This is a genomic window from Halogeometricum sp. CBA1124 (assembly GCF_009741955.1).
Classification (GTDB): domain Archaea; phylum Halobacteriota; class Halobacteria; order Halobacteriales; family Haloferacaceae; genus Halogeometricum; species Halogeometricum rufum.
The window spans coordinates 1-17,382 of sequence record NZ_WPCD01000056.1; the positions used below are offsets into that span (position 1 = coordinate 1).

At 65.1% G+C, this 17,382-nt stretch carries 11 protein-coding genes, 1 tRNA gene and 4 pseudogenes; 6 read left to right on the forward strand and 10 right to left on the reverse strand.

Going from position 1 to position 17,382, the window contains the following annotated elements:
* The 4 genes and pseudogenes from GJ632_RS09255 to GJ632_RS09270 form a co-directional block, all read left to right on the forward strand.
* Nucleotides 1-870 (forward strand): annotated as a pseudogene (locus tag GJ632_RS09255) (PrsW family intramembrane metalloprotease); the annotation flags it as partial.
* Nucleotides 863-1,921, forward strand: a complete 1,059-nt coding sequence (locus GJ632_RS09260) for an ABC transporter permease (protein WP_191452761.1) — start codon at nucleotides 863-865, stop codon at nucleotides 1,919-1,921. The pseudogene GJ632_RS09255 and the gene GJ632_RS09260, both read left to right, overlap by 8 nt.
* 68 nt (nucleotides 1,922-1,989) lie before the next feature.
* Nucleotides 1,990-2,331: a DUF5798 family protein gene (locus tag GJ632_RS09265; protein WP_191452762.1), complete on the forward strand. Its 342-nt coding sequence runs from the start codon at nucleotides 1,990-1,992 to the stop codon at nucleotides 2,329-2,331.
* Between the two features lie 219 nt (nucleotides 2,332-2,550).
* A complete protein-coding gene (locus GJ632_RS09270) occupies nucleotides 2,551-3,531 on the forward strand; it encodes a PLP-dependent cysteine synthase family protein (protein ID WP_191452763.1) in 981 nt (326 codons plus the stop codon).
* Between the two features lie 40 nt (nucleotides 3,532-3,571).
* Here the strand turns inward: GJ632_RS09270 and GJ632_RS09275 are convergent, their stop codons facing one another.
* The 3 genes and pseudogenes from GJ632_RS09275 to GJ632_RS09285 all read right to left on the reverse strand — a co-directional run bounded on the left by GJ632_RS09275 (nucleotide 3,572) and on the right by GJ632_RS09285 (nucleotide 5,983).
* The gene (locus tag GJ632_RS09275) at nucleotides 3,572-3,994 is read right to left on the reverse strand and encodes a CoA-binding protein (protein WP_191452764.1); all 423 of its coding nucleotides are present in this window, start codon (nucleotides 3,992-3,994) and stop codon (nucleotides 3,572-3,574) included.
* A gap of 144 nt (nucleotides 3,995-4,138) precedes the next feature.
* Nucleotides 4,139-4,750: a recombinase RecA gene (locus GJ632_RS09280; protein WP_089806676.1), complete on the reverse strand. Its 612-nt coding sequence runs from the start codon at nucleotides 4,748-4,750 to the stop codon at nucleotides 4,139-4,141.
* Between the two features lie 332 nt (nucleotides 4,751-5,082).
* Nucleotides 5,083-5,983: pseudogene (locus GJ632_RS09285) on the reverse strand (geranylgeranylglycerol-phosphate geranylgeranyltransferase).
* 105 nt (nucleotides 5,984-6,088) lie between these two features.
* Between GJ632_RS09285 and GJ632_RS09290 the strand changes: the two are divergent.
* A tRNA-Arg gene (locus GJ632_RS09290) sits at nucleotides 6,089-6,163 on the forward strand.
* 316 nt (nucleotides 6,164-6,479) lie between these two features.
* On the opposite strand, the gene GJ632_RS09295 is transcribed toward GJ632_RS09290, so the two are convergent.
* From GJ632_RS09295 to GJ632_RS09320, 7 genes and pseudogenes are all read right to left on the reverse strand, one after another.
* Nucleotides 6,480-6,728 carry a hypothetical protein gene (locus GJ632_RS09295; RefSeq protein ID WP_191452765.1) on the reverse strand — a complete coding sequence of 83 codons (249 nt, stop codon included), beginning with the start codon at nucleotides 6,726-6,728 and terminating at the stop codon, nucleotides 6,480-6,482.
* A gap of 1,341 nt (nucleotides 6,729-8,069) precedes the next feature.
* Nucleotides 8,070-8,837 (reverse strand): HNH endonuclease, encoded by a 768-nt coding sequence (locus GJ632_RS09300; protein ID WP_191452766.1) that lies wholly within the window; start codon nucleotides 8,835-8,837, stop codon nucleotides 8,070-8,072.
* A gap of 125 nt (nucleotides 8,838-8,962) precedes the next feature.
* Nucleotides 8,963-9,073 (reverse strand): annotated as a pseudogene (locus GJ632_RS25885) (site-specific integrase); the annotation flags it as partial.
* A 50-nt stretch (nucleotides 9,074-9,123) separates the two neighbouring features.
* Nucleotides 9,124-12,924 (reverse strand): exodeoxyribonuclease V subunit beta, encoded by a 3,801-nt coding sequence (locus GJ632_RS09305; protein ID WP_191452767.1) that lies wholly within the window; start codon nucleotides 12,922-12,924, stop codon nucleotides 9,124-9,126.
* Nucleotides 12,924-14,645: a PD-(D/E)XK nuclease family protein gene (locus tag GJ632_RS09310; RefSeq protein ID WP_191452768.1), complete on the reverse strand. Its 1,722-nt coding sequence runs from the start codon at nucleotides 14,643-14,645 to the stop codon at nucleotides 12,924-12,926. Before GJ632_RS09310 ends, GJ632_RS09305 begins: the two co-directional genes overlap by 1 nt.
* Nucleotides 14,609-16,234: a hypothetical protein gene (locus GJ632_RS09315; RefSeq protein WP_191452769.1), complete on the reverse strand. Its 1,626-nt coding sequence runs from the start codon at nucleotides 16,232-16,234 to the stop codon at nucleotides 14,609-14,611. Before GJ632_RS09315 ends, GJ632_RS09310 begins: the two co-directional genes overlap by 37 nt.
* A 114-nt stretch (nucleotides 16,235-16,348) precedes the next feature.
* Nucleotides 16,349-17,206 (reverse strand): annotated as a pseudogene (locus GJ632_RS09320) (phosphotransferase); the annotation flags it as partial.
* On the opposite strand from GJ632_RS09320, the gene GJ632_RS23430 reads away from it, so the two are divergent.
* Nucleotides 17,151-17,382, forward strand: a 232-nt coding sequence (locus GJ632_RS23430) for a hypothetical protein (protein WP_231751443.1), incomplete at its 3' end; no start/stop codon positions are given. The pseudogene GJ632_RS09320 and the gene GJ632_RS23430 overlap by 56 nt on opposite strands.

A 17,382-nucleotide genomic window follows, 5' to 3' on the forward strand; every position in this document is an offset into this window, starting at 1 on the left:
CTGGTGTTCCTCGGCGCGACGTTCGTCGGCGCGATGTTCGCCCGGTCGTTCAAGGAACTCACCTTCGTCACCGTCGCGGTGTCGGTGTTTCTCACCTCCTACACGTTCGTCCCGGCCATCTTCACGCAGGTGACGCCCGTCGCGCTCATCTCGCCGCTGACGCTCGTCGTCCGCGACCTTGGGGCGGGGACGGTGAGCCTCGGTGCGTTCCTGTTCTCGACGGGGCCGTTCGTCCTCTGTGCGGGCGTGCTGTTCCTCCTCGGCGCGGGCGTCTACCGCGAGGAGGACATGTTCACCCAGCGGGCGGTGCCGCTGAAGTTCCTCGACGCCCTCGACGCGCGCGTCTCCCGCCCGCGGGACGTGGCGCTGGTCTCGGGGCTCTCCATCCCGTTCGTCTTCGTCGCCGAGTTGCTCGCCATCGCCGTCCTGTTCGTCCTCCCCGTCGAACTGACCGTCCCGCTCCTCCTGACGTTCGTCGCCCTCGTCGAGGAGGCGGCCAAGAGCCTCCACGTCTACGCGGCGTTCGAGAAGGGGCGGTTCGAGCGGACGACGCGGACCGCCCTCTCGCTCGGCGCGCTCTCGGGACTGGGCTTCTTCGTCGGCGAGAAGTTCACCGCCGTCGCGCAGGTGGTCGGCCTGCCCGAGTTGACGCTCGGGCGCGCGGCCCTCGGCCCGTCCGGCGTCGGACTCGACGTCGGCGTCCTCGCGGCGGTCGGGTTGCTCCTCGCGCCGCTGGCGCTCCACGTCGTCACGGCGGCCGTCTCCGCCGTCGGCGCGTCGCGCGGGAAGCGGTGGTACGCCGCGTCGTTCCTCGTCGCGGCGGCGGTTCACACCGCCTACAACCTCGCGGTGGTGAGCAGCCTTGGGTGACCCGCGCGTGACCATCGCCAAGCGGGAACTCTCCTCGCTCGGCAGGGAGAAGACGATCGTCCTCGCCTTGGTGCTGCAGTTGTTCATCGCGGCGTTCTCGTCGTTCCTCGTCGTCGGCCTCGTCTCGCTGTACGACCCCGGACAGGTCGGCGGCTACGAGGTGGACGTGGCCGTCGCGGGCGACGCCACCGACGAACTGGTGCGGGCGGCCGACGAGGTTCGGGGCGTCGACCCGAGCGTCTACCCCGACGCGGCGTCGGCGACGAGCGCGTTCGAGAACCCCGCCGCGACCGGTATCGACGCGGTACTGATAGGTGAGCGACGCGACGGCAGGCTGTTCGTCTCGGCGTCGGTGCCGGACTCGAACGTCCAGACGACGGTGGTCGTCGTCCAACTCCGCGACGTGCTCCGGAACCTCGAACGGACGGAGCGACTGGACCGCGCGGCGTCGCTGTCGACGCTGCCCATCGACCTCCCGCCGGAGACGCGTTCGAGCCCGTACTACGGCTTCACGTACACCGTCCTCGTCCCCCTGCTGCTCTTCCTCCCGGTGTTCATCAGCGGGTCGCTCACGGTGGACTCGCTGACCGAGGAACGCGAGCGCGGGACGCTGGAACTGCTCCGCGTCGCCCCCGTCACCCTCCGGGAAATCGTGGACGGCAAACTCCTCGCGGCGGCGACGCTCGCGCCCGCGCAGGCGGTCCTGTGGCTCGTCCTCCTCGGGTTCAACGGGACGGACGTGGCGAGTCCGGCGACGCTCGTCGTCCTCGTGGCGGCGCTGTCGACGCTCGTCTGCTCGCTCGCCGCCGCGGTGGCGTTGCTCGCGCCGGAGCGTCGCACCGCGCAGTTCCTCTACTCCATCGGCGTGCTGTTCGTCTTCGGCGGCACCACGCTGTTCCCGCACAACCCGGTGAACACGGCGGCCAGACTCGCAATCGGGAGCGCCGACGCCGCGGCGCCGTTCGTCGTCCTCGCGTACGCCGTCGGCGCGGCGGGCGTCTACGTCGCGGTCCGGTACCTCGTCGGCGACGTGGACGCGAACGAACTGTGAGACGGGTCGCCGCCGCCGCGCTCCGCCGAAGCGGAACGCACACAAACCCGGGGGACGCACGGGCGAACATGGGAATCGGAGGCACGGCGAAGAAGCTCCAGAAGGTGGCCGAGATGGCCGAAGACGTGTACGCGCGACTGAACGAACTCCGCGAGCAGTTGGCGGAGATGCGCGAGACGGCTCAGGACACCCGGGACCGAGTGGACCGACTGGAGACGGAGAACGCCGAACAGCGCGCGCTGCTGGAGGCACTCGCCGAGCGAGAGGGTATCGACGTGGAGACGGTCACCGCCAACGCCCACATCAAAGAGGCGGAGACGGACGAGTCGAACGCGGCGGCCGACCCGAGCGACGAGGCGGCGGCCGGTGAGACGGCCGACGGCGGCGACGACGCGCAGACCGAGAACTGACCGGCGCTCTCCTGCGGACTCGATTCGCTGTCGCCCGTCCGTGCGCGCCGTCTCTCCAGTGTCGTCACTCTCCGTCTCCAGCGTCCGCACTCGCTCTCTCTCCAGCCCCCTCACTTGCCGTCTCCAGCGTCCGCGCTCGACGTCTCCGGCCCCGCGGATTCGGCGACGGCGGACCCGCCGATGGGAACTTTGAGGTACAGGGGCAACATTTGCCAGCGCATGACCACCCACCGGGAACCGCTCGCTTCGGTCCTCGACACCGTCGGTGAGACACCCCTCGTCCGCGTCCACGCATCCCCCGACGAGGTGCCGGTGTACGCCAAACTGGAGTCGTTCAACCCCGGCGCGAGCGTCAAGGACCGCATCGGGAAATACATGCTCGAACGCATGCTCGACGACGGGACGCTCTCGGAGGGAGGCACCGTCGTCGAACCGACGGCCGGCAACACCGGTATCGGCATCGCCGTCGCCGCCGGGCAACTCGGAATCGACGCCGTCTTCGTCGTCCCCGAACGCTTCAGCGTCGAGAAACAGCAACTGATGCGGGCCCTCGGCGCGACGGTTGTCAACACGCCCACCGCGGACGGCATGGGTGGGGCCATCGACCGCGCGCACGAACTCGCGGCCGAACTCGACGACGCCGTCGTCCCCCAGCAGTTCTCGAACCCGCTGAACGCCGAGGCGCACTACGCGACGACGGGGCCCGAGATGTACGAGGCGCTGGACGGCGACGTGGGCGCCGTCGTCGCCGGGTGCGGGACGGCCGGGACCCTCATGGGTATCGCCCGCTACGCCCGCGAACGGGACCCCGAGACGCACGTCGTCGCCGTCGAACCCGAGGGGTCGCTGTACGCGACGCTCGTCGGCGTGGACGGCGACGAGGAGGCGTACAAGACGGAGGGCATCGGCACCCACGACCCGACGACGAACGAACTGTTCGACCCCGAACTCGTCGACGAGGTGGTGCAGATATCCGACCGGGACGCCCACGCGGAGGTCCAACGTCTCGCCCGCGAGGAGGGCCACCTCGTCGCCTCCTCGGCGGCCGGCCGCGAGTCTCGCGCGCGCGACGTCGCCGAACGCATCCGCGACGGCGAGGTGGACGCGCCGGGCGACGCCGTCGTCACCGTCTTCCCCGACTCCAGCGAGCGATACCTCTCGAAGGGCATCTACGGCGACTTCGAGTCGTGGGAGGGGTAGGCGGTTCGCTCGGACGCCGGCGCGTCTCCGCGACCGATGCTCAGCCGAGGAGGCGGCTGTGTTCGACCTTCATGCACTTGTCCTGGACGAAGGCGAGTCCGGCCTCGCGCACGCGCCGTTTCGCGTCGTCGTTCGTGATGCCGAGTTGGAGCCACACCGTCCCCACGTCGCCGACGGACTCGTGTCGCTCGACGGCCGCCTCGGCGATGTCGCCCGCCTCCTCGCTGGGACGGAACACGTCCACGACGTCGACGCCGGCGTCCGCGGGCACGTCCGCCAGCGAGTCGTACGCCGTCTCGCCGAGAATCTCGTCGGCGAAGGGGTTGACCGGTATCACGCGGTAGCCGTGGTTCTGCAGGTAGACCGGGATGTCGTGCGCGGCCTTGCCGGGCGTCGTCGAACAGCCGACGACGGCGACGGTGTCGGCGCTCAGTATCTCGCGGAGTTCCTCGTCCGTGACCATGCGTGAACGGAGGCGGGCCACCGACAAAAGTCGTCGGTGGACGTGCGTCGGGTCGGTCAACTGGGGCCGCCTCAGCGGACGCTCGGAGGGGTGGGTGAAGAGCGCGGGTGGAGAAGCGGGTCGGTGACGTCCGTGAGTCGCGAGTCAGTCGGAGGCGAGGCGAACCTCGGGTTCGCGGTCCTCGTACGTCGTGACGATGCCGTCGAACAACTGCTTGAGCGTGTTCATCGTCTTGTCGTCGTGGGCGCTGGAGTCGATGGCGAACAGGCCGAGGCCCTCGACGCTCTGAATGCGGCCCGTGAACACGTGCAGGAAGCGGAACACCGTCTGCAGGTCGGCGTACATGAGAAGCGTCGACAGCGAGTGGAGCATGATGCGGTTCTGCTCGATGTTGCGGTCCTGATAGAACGCCTGCAGGAACTCCGAGAGCTTGATACCGATGCCGGTCATGTCCACCGGCGACGAGGTGTACTTGATTCGGTCGTCGTCCCGAATCTCGCCGACACCCTGCTGTCGCGTCACGCAGTCGACGACGGCGACGGGCTTTCCCTCGTACGGCGTGCGCTTCTCGAAGTCCGAGAGGACGCGCTTTGCGCCGTCCTTCGTCGTGACGATTATCGCACCGTCGCCGTTCGTCGCCCCCTCGGCGAGGATATCCAGCGCTATCGAACGCTTACCGGTAAGCGGTGGCCCACTGATGAGGAGGTTCGTTCCCGGGGGAACCTCGGCATCGACGGCCGGTGACAGGTCATACATGTGGGTGCCTCTGTGACGACCTGCCGACTAGTGGGTGTTCGCTTGCGCGGCGGGTGACCTCACCGAGAGTCATCAAACGGTACAACGATATTGTGAGTCAATAATATTCTTTTTGATTCTATGACCGTCGTCTCGGAGAGAGGTGTCAATGTAGTAGGTTCTTTGTGTGAGGTGAGTCGCCACCGCCGGTCGTCGGGGCGTGTGGTGCGACTCCGCCGTGTTCGTTCGTGTCCGTTCGTCCCCACAGAGGGTCACACACCACCTATAGTTGATGGTCGCGCCGCAGTCGGCGTGACGGCACCGACCGGCGCGCTCCTGCCCGACTGACGCTCCTATCCGACCGGCCCCGGCGACAGCAGGAGTCGGCCGGCGATGAACGCCGCCGTCGCGAGGAGCATCCCGTGTTTGAGACGCCGTTGCGCGAGCGAGGGATTCCGGAACGACCGGACGCAGGCAATCAGCATCACGAGGTCCGCGGGGACGACCAGGGCGAGGTAGGCGACGCCGAACACCCCGTCCACGTACGGGTAGGCGCTGGCGACGACGGCGACGACCATCGCGGCGACGCCGACGCCGAGCGCTCGTCGCTCCCCGACGACGATGGGAAGCGTGCTGAGGCCCTCCTCCCTGTCGCCCTCGAGGTCCTCGACTCTTTGACTACCTCCCGCGTGAACGTCGCCAGCGCGGCCAGACCGAACAGGACGAGCACGTTCGGGTCGAAGGTGCTGTCCACCGCCGCGGCCCCGAACAGGAACGTCGACCCCGTGAGGTAACCGACGACGAGGTTGCCGACGGCCGGCAGTCCCTTGAAGTATTCCGTGTACGCGACGAGTGCGACGAGGTTGACGACGGCGATGAGCAACGCCTCGACGGGGAGCGTCACCGCGCAGACGACGGCGCCGAGGAACAGGGCGACGCTGAACGCGAACGCCTCGCGCGGACTCACCGCACCGCGCGGGATGGGCCGGTCCGGGCGGTTTATCGTGTCTATTTCGCGGTCGAAGTAGTCGTTGACGGCGTTCCCGGCACCGGTGGCGAAGACGGTGGCGAGTACCGCCGCGAGGACGTGCGACGGCGAGGCGAACAGTCCCGCCGCGACGAACGACCCGGTGAACGTCAGCACACCCGCCGAGACGACGTTCCCCGGACGCACGAGTCGAGGAGGCCGCGAGCCGTCTCGGCGGCCGACGACCCCTCGCCGACGGACGACTCGGACTCTGCGGCGGGTGGCATACGCGGTACGTCTCTGTCCCGCGAAGATAAAAGACGCGGAGTCGGGGGTCGCGGTCGGGTCGAATCCGTGGGTTTAAATTGAACCGTCCCGGTACGGAGTAATGAGGGCGCTTAGCTCAGTCTGGACAGAGTGCTTGGCTTCGGACCAAGTTGCCACGGGTTCAAATCCTGTAGCGCCCATGATTCTTCCGCGAACGAAGTGAGCGGAGAATCATCTCCAGCGAAGGATTTGAACTAGCGAGCGGCTTCGCCGCGAGTGGAGTTCAAATCCTGTAGCGCCATACGGGATTTCTGCGGTGTGCGTTGACGGTACAGCGGCCAACTTCGTCCAAAGCCAAGCACTCTGTCCAGACTGACTTGAACACGTGGCGTGACGCGCCTCGCCGTCGTCGTGGCTTCCCCTAGCGCCGTACACCATGACCCACAAGTAGATTTCTCAGGAGAAAGAGAACGTCGTCACTTCATCGAGGGGTTGTACGGAGGAACCGATCACCCGCTATTGCTCCCCGTCCTGTAGGCCAATCATCCCACCGCCGCCGATGGGAATGTCAATCTCTCCGTCTTCCGCGGTCGCCGTCTGGGTCATCGTGAACGTCTCCGTCGTACCGTCGTCATCCGAACCGAGTACCTTCCAGGCGACGTACAACGCAACCACGCCGGCGATGGCGTACTCCCACCGGATGCTGTGCTCGACGGAGTGAACGTGTTTCACTTCGCCCGTCAGGTTCTCCGTAGGCGGGTTCATGCCGGGACACCTCCGCTTGCAGGCACTGTAGTGGCGTACAGAGCCAGTACGACGGCTACCACGACGACTGCCCCGAGAACCCATCCTGACGGCAGTGAGGCCGATTCAGGCGCCGTCTCTACGTCCGAAGCCTTCACGCAACAACCCGGTACGAGTTCGAGAAAGCGAACTGACGGCGACTGACGGCCTGTGAGTGGCCGTCTCTCGTCTCCCGTTCGCCGCACAGTCACCTACCGAAATAAAGCCCGTGAGACTCGCACAGTCCGTGCGAACTCCCTCGTTGTTGCCCTAAGATTGTGTCTCGGTACCAACACTCTCAACTCTCGTAGCGCGCCACTTCCGACATTATATATGCTGAGACATTGACAGTCAAATAGAATGACAGAGATTGTGGAACAGGTAACCAAGTCACTCATCGTCGCCGCAGTAGTCGCTGCCGTACTCGTCACACTTGCCAATCACTACCCAGTCGTAGCTCCGACGGTCGGGACATTGCTCATCGGACTGGGCATCCTTGTTCCTGGGACAGGGGTTACGATCTATGTACTGGATTTACTATGACTAACCGAGCAGAGGTGGAGATACTTGTTCTCAGTGCGGTTATCACAGGACTCGTTATTTTCTTGGGCATCTTCGTTCTCTCAAATACAGCTTCATTGGCTCCAGAAGCCGGCGATCATCTCTATCGTGCAGGAGAGTCGTTCAATGATGGGTTGGTAGCTGGTTTCATCCTGTTGGTGATTGGTACACCTCCGGCGTTTCTGTATCTCCTAAGCGGTCGGTGAAGGGGATATAGTCAACTTCACTGGAGTACCGATAATAGCCGAGTATCGGAATGAATCTGCCCTGGATTCGTGACCCAACCGCTGAATAGGAGGGGATAGGTGGCGTCGACGAGCGTTTAGTATTCCGCGTTATCGAGAGAACTCACCTAATCCGGAACACCCCTGACTCTTGAAATTAAGACCATTCGCCCTGTTGGAAGAGATGGCCGTTCTCGACGAACCTCTCAGAAAATTCTGCTATATAAGAGATACGATGTTGGTGAGTAAGTTGAGTATACTCGGGGAGTAGTTGGTCCATAGATTTAATGGACGACTCAAAATAGAATTCAACGAAGAAACCTCCATGCCAGCCATCGCCTCGGAACGCATCAAGTTCGGAAATGAAGAAAGCAATCCACCTTGGTATATAAAACCAAGCGGCGAGCAGTGTCCGGACTGTGATGTTTCCAGAGGTGAGAGACACGAAAAGGGGTGCGATGCAGAACAGTGCCCGATTTGCGGAGAACAGCTGATTGCTTGCGAACACGGGTCAGAGCTTCTGGAGTAGAGTGCCGGACTATCTGGGTGTTCCCACCGAAGTCACCCTTAGTTCTCCCTCAATATTCGACAGAGCGATAGCAACCGAGAAACCGTAAACTCGACTATTTGTCATGTTCAACCCCGGAGCATTAATTCCGGATGGTTTCGCCTCGATTCGAACACCCGAGTGGTAGAATGAGCCTTGTAATGCGACCAAATCATCATCTGACGAATACTCAAGCTTCAAACCAATATCCCTTGGTTCATGCCAGATGCTGAATTTATTCTTGCGATATTCCATATCCCAGACTTCGTCTGTATAGGCTATCCATTCATTTTCTTTAATCTCTGCCATTAGGTTATCATCTTCATCATACAATGTGAGGTCATATGTCAAGATACCATTGCGAAATCCAATGTCGAATAGTGACTCGCCTTCAACCTCTAATATAGTCATCCGCCTATCTTCGGTAACTTGGAAATAGTTCCCTGCCAGCTTGAGATACGGATTACCGGACTCAAAAAAGAATTCGTATTCAACTTTTTGCGAATTATGAGGGTTTTCTTTATATTCGTAGAGTTGGTCTGGGGTTAGAGCTTCCGCATTTGGGCCAGCATGATCATGGTGGTTTGGACATAAAGCGACCATTCTGTCTGGGTCATGGTGCTTTTCCTCAGCGAATGGGACAATATGATGATATTGTATAATCGGAACGCCGCATATTACGCATCCGAAATTTGCTTCCTGTCGTAATTCTCGACGAACGTCTGCTGGAGGCCGCCGAGGAATCGAACCATTAGCCATAGTAATTCGAACATGACTACAGCATAATAATTGTTGACTCAACTAGCTGATAGCATATAATAAGTTTGGCGTGTGTTGGCTGTCCTAGCTGGAAAATATGAAGTGAATCTACTATTCAAAGCTCATCAAATATTACTCAGATACACCCTCCGTTGCTCTACCTTCTGTTCCTCCGTCCGCTGGTCGTAGTGCTTCCCCAGGACTTGCTGGCCGACGTTCATGCGGTCGCTGACGATATCGAATACTCGCACGTAGCCCCGCTCACCGGGTCACCACTCCCTCCGCGTCACCGGTCGGAACTCGGGTTCCCTGTCTCGGAGGCGAGCGTTGCTTCGGTCTGCGCTTCGATTTCCTCGCAGAGTCGCCTGTCCAGACGAGCTTCGAGTTCCTCGAGCGAGCCGGAACCACTTCCGGCACCGAATTCAGCACCGGAGTCCACGTCTCTCTCGGTGAAGTAGAGGCACGTCGTAACCGGGCGGTCGTCGTCGAACGCCGCGACCATCAGCGCGTACGCCTCGAGTTGCGGCTGGTAGTATTCGACCTTCTGCTGCAGTTTCGATTCGTCGACGTGACCGGTCTTGTAGTCGACCACCGTGGCTGTCTCGTCACCGAGAACGAGGCAGTCGACGATACCGGCGATGGTGCCGTGAGCCAGGTCCACGCCCGCCTGAAGCTCCCGATAGACGGCGTCGTCGCTGTCGGTTAGCGTGCGAACGTAGTCGTTCGCTCGCCGGGCATGTTCCGCGACGCGGGCGCGGTCGGCTTCGGTGACCGCTCCCTCGTAGTCCATCGACCTGAGCGCGTCGTCGACGACGTCGTCCCAGCGGTCGGCCGGAAGCTGGAGTTCGCAGACTCGGTGGACTGCCTCCCCGAAGAACCGCCCGGACAGTTCGGACCCTCCGGCCTGAACGTCGGCAGGCACGTCGTCGTCTTCGTCCCAGTCGGTGCCGTCGTCCCCTCGTCGGTAGCGCACGGTGCGCTCTCCTTCGTGGAACACCAGTTCCCCGTCTTGCCGGTCGCTCAGCACGTCTGCGACCTGATACGGCGAGAGCTTGTACCGGACGGGCTCCGGTCGAACCGGTGAAATCTCGACGCTCGTCGGGGGGTCCTCGACGTCGACATCCCGGGCCTGCGCCTCCGGTCGCGGCGGGAGTCGTACGGTGTACGACGGAGCGTCTCGGTCAGGCTCTTCTTCGCCGGTGAGCGCGTCGACGTGGAGCCGGCCGGTCGCTCGTCCGTGAGCCTCGAGGTCGGCGAGCAGGTCTCCGTCACCGAACAGCGAGTCCTGAACGAAGTCGCTCCAACGCTCGGGTTCGTCAGTCTCCGGGGCTTCCAGTTCGGTCAGCGATTCGTCCCCGTCGCCCTCAGTCCCGTGCGTGCCGGCCAGAATCAGGTGGTCGCGAGCCCGCGTGCAGGCGACGTACAGGGTGCGCTTCTCTTCGGCACGGAGTTTTGCGAGACGGCGTGACCGGAGTCCTTTCTTCGCGACCGTATCGGTGCTGTCGAAGGGGTCGTCGGTGTCGGGCACGGACAGTCCGAGCGCCGGGCGGTCGTTCACGTCGTCGAACTCGGTTCCCCCTGCGAGTGGCGGGTCAGTATTGAATTTATCTCCGAGACCGGGCACGATGACGACGGGGAACTCTTCGCCCTTCGCGGCGTGGACGGTGAGGATCTGGACGCCTGTTTCACCATCGGGAATTGCGGCTTCGGGGTCGTAGTTGGTGAATTCTTGGCGTTCGTCGAGTCGCGTGACGAGTGCGCGCAGACTGCCGGCGTCGCTGACGGCTTCGCGCAGGTACTCTTCGAACTGTTCGACGTTGGCGAGCGCCTGTCGCGGACGTTCGTCGGCGCTGAGACTCACGAGGTAGCCGGTCGCGTCGAGGGCGACGTCGAGGAGTTCTGCCCACGAGTCGACCTGTGGCCCGGCGGCATCTTCGGAGGCACCGGCGAGCGTTCGCAACTCGGCGAGTAAGGAATGACTGCGTGCAAGCGCGGTGTCGTCCGTCTCACCGAGCGTCTCCCAGACGTCACCACCCTCTACGACTGGGGCGAGTTCGTCGTCGGTGAAGCCGAACATCGGGGAGCGAAGTAATCCGAACAGGCGGATGTCGTCCGTCGGGTCGGCGAGGACGCGGAACAGGTTCGTCAGCGTCCGAACTTCTGGCGTGTCGAAGTAGCCCTTCCCCTGAACGACTGTGTACGGGACCTCGTGGTCGTCGAACGCGCGCTTGAACTCGTCGAGGTGGGTCCGCTTTCGGATGATGACCGCGATATCGTCGTACGTCACCGGACGGACGTCCGGGCCGCCTTCGGGGTCGGGGTCGTAGACGCGTGTCTCGTCTCCGACGAGGCGCGTAGCGCGCGCTGCCACGGACTGAGCTTCTGCCCACCGTCGCGCCGAGGAGGGTGCGTCGTTCAGCGGGTGGTCGCGGTCGAGGACGCTCGTCCGGAGGTCGTCGTCGGGGACGAGCAGGTACTCCGTCGTGGGCGTCACGCCGTGAGGGTTGTCCCGTCGCGGGCGGAGCGGTTGCGGCGTCGCCTCGAAGGCGGCGTCCGCGTCGTCGTCGAAGACGTCCTCGAAGAGACTGTTGAGGAAGCGAAGCAGCGGCGGGAGCGTTCGGAAGTTGTCCTGAAGCTGGTAGCCGACGACGTCGGCTCCTCCGCCCGTCGTTGTGGCGTTCTCGCTCCCGTTCGCGCCGACGAGCGCGCTTCGGGCCTCCTGAAAGACCGAGACGTCGGCGTTCCGGAAGCGGTAGATCGACTGCTTCTCGTCGCCGACCGCGAAGACGTTCTGCGCGCTGTAGGGGGTACCGTCGCTTGCGAGGCTGGTGAGCGACCGGACGATGTCCCACTGGTTGGGGTCGGTGTCCTGAACCTCGTCGATCATGACGAAGTCGAACTGGTCGGCGAGCGACTCCCGAACCGCGTCGGTTCCGCGTTCTGGATGCAGCAGATTCCGCGTCCGCTGGACCAGGTCGGTGTAGTCCAGCACGTTTCGGTCGCGCTTTCGCTCTTCGTACCGGCGGGCGGCGTCGTCGAACAGGCGGGCCAACGCGAAGAAGTACGGCGCGCCCTCGCGGTCGACGGTGATGTCGAGACCGTCACCCTCCGCAGATCGGTGTGTCGCATCCAGCCGTTCAACGATTTCGGTGACGATTTCGCCGATACGGTCGGCGTCTGCGTCGCTGCCGCTCCAGTCTCCCTTCACCGGGGAGTAGTTCGCGTACTCGTCGTGCCCGGATTTGGTGAGTTCGTCACACACGTCGTAGATCCGCGCTCGACGGTCACGAACGGAATCCAGGGCGTCCAGCCCGTCCGGCTCGTCGAAGAGTCTGACTGCGGTCCAGACGCGCTCAGTCCGCCCACCGGGATCAGTCTCGTCGAGTTCGACAACGAGTTCTCGGAGTTCCTCTACGAGCACTCGGAGTTCCTCGTCGGCACAGAGTGCATCCACCTCGTCGGCCGGGAAGGGGTGAAGTTCCGATTCGACGTACGCGACGTACTCGTCGATAGTGCGTGCGGGGGCGCTCCAGACGTCGGCCCACGCCTCGCTGCCCGGACGTTCTCCGAACAGGTCGTCTATGACTTCTCGGAGCGAGTACTCCGAGAAGGCGTCGAGCAAGAGCGAGACTTCGCGCGGTTCCTCTTCGACGAGTTCGTCGACGACGTCTCGCTGGAGTCGACTCGCCTCGACGTCGTCGAGGGTGTCGAACCCGGGGTCGAGGCCGGCCACCGCGTTCGCGTGTTCGGAGAGGACCCGCTGGCAGAACGCGTGCAGCGTGTGGATGTACGCCTCGTCCAGTCCGTCGAGGACTTCGCGCCATCGCTCGTGGTCGGCGCCGGCGGTTGCGAGGCGGTCCAAGACGCGTTCGCGGACGGTCTCTGTGAGGTCGCGTGCGGCCCGCCGCGTGAACGTCGTCACGAGGACGTTCTCGGGGAGGGCGTCCGGATGGTCTTCGAGGAGTTCCAGATACCGGAACGAGAGCGTCGTGGTCTTTCCCGTCCCCGCACCGGCGGTGAGTGGATAGTTATCTGAGAGCGCTGTGACGGCGTCGTCCTGCTGGTCGGTGAGGTCGTCTCGGCGCATCAGTTCTCCCCCTCCTCAGCCACGGGAGCCCATTCTACGCCGCGAGCGATCGGTGGGACGTACGCATCCCGTCCCTCGGATTCCATATTTTCCATGAATAGTTGGCGTCGGTGGGACCGGACGTCGCAGGCATCGCGGAAGGGACAATTCGAGCACCCGGCGTCGTCTGGGTCGTTGACCGTCGGATGGAACGTTCCCGCTTCGATGCCGGCGACGATGCTGGCGAGACGCCGCGGGACGACTTCGTCGAGGAACTCGCGGAATCCCGCGCGGGACTCGATGCTGGGTTTGTCGGAACCGTGGTACACCATCGGCGTCCCGCCGTATCCATCGTTGTACGAGTTCCCTCGCCAACTCGCGTTCGGAGGCTCGTCACCGACGAACCCAATCTGGCCAGCGGTGCTACTCACCTTTCCAGGTTCCTTGAGCCGGTAGTACCCGCCCCCGACGGTTTCGGTAACCTCGTCGACGTTCTCTTCCAGCATCTTCGCGTAGAGTGGCAACTGGAAGCTGAGTCCGTCCAGCGTGTCGCGTTCGGAGGAGGTGTATCCAGTCTTGTAGTCGCGGACGATGGCCCTCCCGTCGGACGTGACCTCTCCTCGGTCGAGGACGCCTCGGATTGTCGTTCCGTCGACGTCGATGGAGAGCTTGGTCTCGAACCACGAGGGCGCAGCCGCGAGCGGTCCGTTCTGAAGTCGGCCGTCGGGGTCGACGTAGAGTGCGAGTTCCTCTTCGAGGAAGCGAACGAGGATTCCGGCGGGCCGCCCGTCGACGGAGGTTCGGTCGTAGTACTCGTTCTCGGCTGGGTCACCGAGCCCTGCCAGCAGTTCGAAGAGCCATCGGTCGTCGAACTCGTCGTCCGCGGCTTCGAGTTCGTCGGTCGCGACGCGGAGCAGTCGCGCCTCCAGAGCGTCCCGCCCGACTCCGTCGAGCGATATCGGTACTCTGACCTCGTCTCCGAGTTCCCCGTAGAACCGCTCCAGAACGCCGTGAACGTACCGGCCGCGAGCGATCGGTTCCTCGTCGCGGTCCCGTTCTTCGAGCCCGAGAACCTCCGTCGCGTAGAAGCGGAACGGACAGCCCGCGTACCGTTCTACCTGCGTCGACGAGAGTCTGTCGAGCCGGAAGGCGAGCCCTTCTCTCGCCTCCCGTGACAGCCATCCGGTCCGGTTGGACGGTCGAGCCCGACCCCGGTCGGCTGCCGTCTGAACACCTTCGGTCGCCGTCTCGCCCGGTGCTGTTTCGGAGGCGAGCCGGTCGCTACTGCCGGCCGTCTCCTCGAACAGCCCGGTCGACGACGCGGTGGCCGCGTACTCGCCGAGTGTGTCGGGACCGGCGCGAGCGCCAGCCGTCGCGAACGCTCGCTGTGCGTCTGCTCGCGCACCGACTTTGTCTCGGCGGCCGTTCGGCGGCCGACCGACGAGGTGTCCGAACTCGTCCCGGCGCCGCGGTTCGGTGTCGGTGATGCGGCGAATCTCCGCGAGAATGCCCGCGTCGATGTACTCGGTTCCGTCGAGTTGCTGTTTCGGCCGCGAGAGAGTGACGGCTTCGGCCCCGGCGACGAGGCTCGCGATACGGTACTCGGCACGTCGCGCCTGGTCGGCCTCGGAGAAGTCCGGGTGCGCGTCTGTGACCGCGTCGACGAGTGCGAGGCGACTCGCCGAACCCGGGAACTGCGACGCCGTCAGGCCGAGAACGAACACGCGGTCGAACGTTCGCATCCCGAGTTCGGCGGCACCGAGAACTTCCACCCGGCCCTCCCGGACCGTCGGGTCGTCGGTGACGGAGACGGCACCCAGCGCGTGCCGGGCGCGTTCTCGTCGTCGCCGTCACCCGTCCGTTCGACGGCGTCCAGCACCCGTTCGGCACTGCGGTAGACGACCCGCTGTGAACCGGTCGTCGCCGGATTTTCGACCGCGTTTTCGATGCCGAGGTCCTCGAGGAACCGACGGTACGACTCCACGCTCCCGTCGTCGGCGACGGCCGCTGCCGCACTCAGCAGCGACTCGACGGCGTCGCGACGCGTTCGCCCCAGGTCGTCGAGGCTCTCGGCGTCGGCGAGTGCGTCGGACACCTGCGCCGCGCTCACGTCCTCCCAGTCAGCGAGCGCGGGTGCGACGAGGGGGTTGTCCAGAAGCGTTCGGAGGTCCTCACCGGGCGTCGGGTCCGCCAGCAGGTCCAGCGCGGTCAACAGTGCTGCCCCCACCGCCGTCCCGTCGAGGTCGTAATCGCGGGCGACGGCGTGCGGCACGTCACGGGCCGAGAACTCGTTCGCGAGGCGGTGGGCGTACGCCGAGGGAGCCGTGACGACGACGCCGACGTCGTCGGGGTCGACGCCCTCGCTCAGGAGTTCCTGTACCTGCCGTCCGACGTACCGCACCTCGCCCGGCAGCGACGACGGGAGGACCGTGTCGACGGTCGTCACGCCGAGGTCGACTGGAGCGGCGTCGGGCGAGAAGGGCGCCGCTGCCAAGCGGCGATTCGCCAGCGGTCGTGACGCTCTCGGTACGACCCCGTCGGGGTCGAAGCCGAGGTCCTCGACGAAGAACTCCCACGCGGGTGTCGTCGCCACGTCGACGCCGGCCGGACCGTCCGTCCCGGTCACTCGGGCGACGGACGCGGCGGTGGGCCACGCGTCGGCGATGGTCTCGACGACCGCCGCGGCGAGGACGGAGAGTCTGTCGAAGCCACCGACGATTACCGCGTCCGTGTGCGGGAACGCTCGGGTGACGTCGGCGTTCGCCACGCGACGATATCGCTCCGCCCACAGCGTCTTCCCCGCGGTGTCGGGGAGTTCGTCACGGCCGTCGTAGAACCGACCGACGACGCTCCCCAGTTCCGCACTCAGGTTGGCGAGGCCGTCCTCGGTGAGTCGCCGGCGAACGTCCTCGGGCGACAGCAGACCGGCGAACTCGACGAGACTGAGCAGGTCCTCCACCTGTTCTACGAGACCCGTCGGCGGTAGTCCGTCGCCGTCCACGAGCGAGGAACCGGCCGGAAGGCGGGACAGCGCGCGTTCGACGAGGCGAAGCCGGGTCGGCTGGTCCATCCGCGAGGCCGGGCCTCCGACCTCGGTTCGGTCGTAGCAACGGTCGACGAACTCGTCCAGCGTCAGCGCGGTGAGTTCGAGCGGACGACCGACCGCCTCCCACTGCGCTTCGACTTCCCGGAGGCGGTGCGGCTGATTCGCGACGTAGAGGACGCTCTCCGGAGTGCCCTCGGAACGGGCGGCCGCCCAGTCGAACGCCGCTCGGTCGACGGCGACCGCATCAGAGCCACAGAGGAGGCGAGACATTCGTTCGTCGTGCATGTCTGGTAGGGCACATAACGATTCCTGATACGTCACGAAACGAGCAGTTGTGTGACGAGTACCGTTCGGAGGCGAACGGCCGGAGAGGCCTCGCCGACCGGCGCTCGCGACGGTCTACAGCCACTCTCGCAGCCGCTCGCGGTGGAACTGCACCGCTCGCTCGCCGTCGAGTTCGGGAAACCGCGGCCGCGTCACCTCGCCCCGCGAGTCGACGGCCGAGCGAACGACCGCGACCAGTCGGTACACCGACCGCACGTTCGGATACGGACGCACGGACGCGTACCCGTCCCTGAACGCGACGCGGAGCGACTCGCTGTCTTCGACGTACCAGTCGGCGACGAGGTGCTCCGTCTTCGCGACGGAGAGGCCCGGCGCGGCGGCGAGCGGACCGCCCCAGTCGAGGACGGCCGCCACCGTCTCGCCGTCGAACACCGCGTTGCCGGGCCGGAGGTCCCACGGGTACAGTCTGGACGACGGACTCGACGGGAGCGAGGCGGCTTCGAGCGCCGCACCGATGTCCGGGCGGAGGCCGTCGAACGCCGGCGGGAGGGCGTCGATGCCGGCCCGCGCGTACGCACGGAACCACGCCGACCACGGCGACTCAGACGGCCGTTCCGGTGACTCGCTGGGCCCTCTCGACGACGTTGCGACGGCGAACTCGGTTGCCTCGTCGTCGTCGCCGAACCAGCGGTGGTCGTCGGGCGGCGTCTCGTCGTCCGCGACGCGGACCCGTCCGTACGAGTCGAACGCGAACGCTTCGTGGAGTTCGGCGAGGAACCGACCGAACCGGCGCGCGAGGCGGGTTCGCGTTCCGTCGTCCACGCGGGAGAACCGTTCGTGCAGGTCGGTCCCGGCGACGCGTTCGACCACCGCGTACGCCCGGCCGTCGAGGCGGCCGGCGGCGAGGACGCGCGGCGTGGGCACGGACGTCCGTTCGCGGACGGCGCGGGCGAGGGCGAGTTCGGTCCGGAACGCCGCGGCGTCGGCGGCGAACTGGACGACTGCACCGCCGCCGTCGGCGAAGGCGACGAGTGTCGTCTCCTTCGTGTTGCCGCGGCGGGCCGGTGGTCGCCGAGGCGACGGACCGGCCGGGGAACTCGCGTTCGAGGACGGTGGCGACGGTCGTCACTGCCCTCGACTCCCCGTTC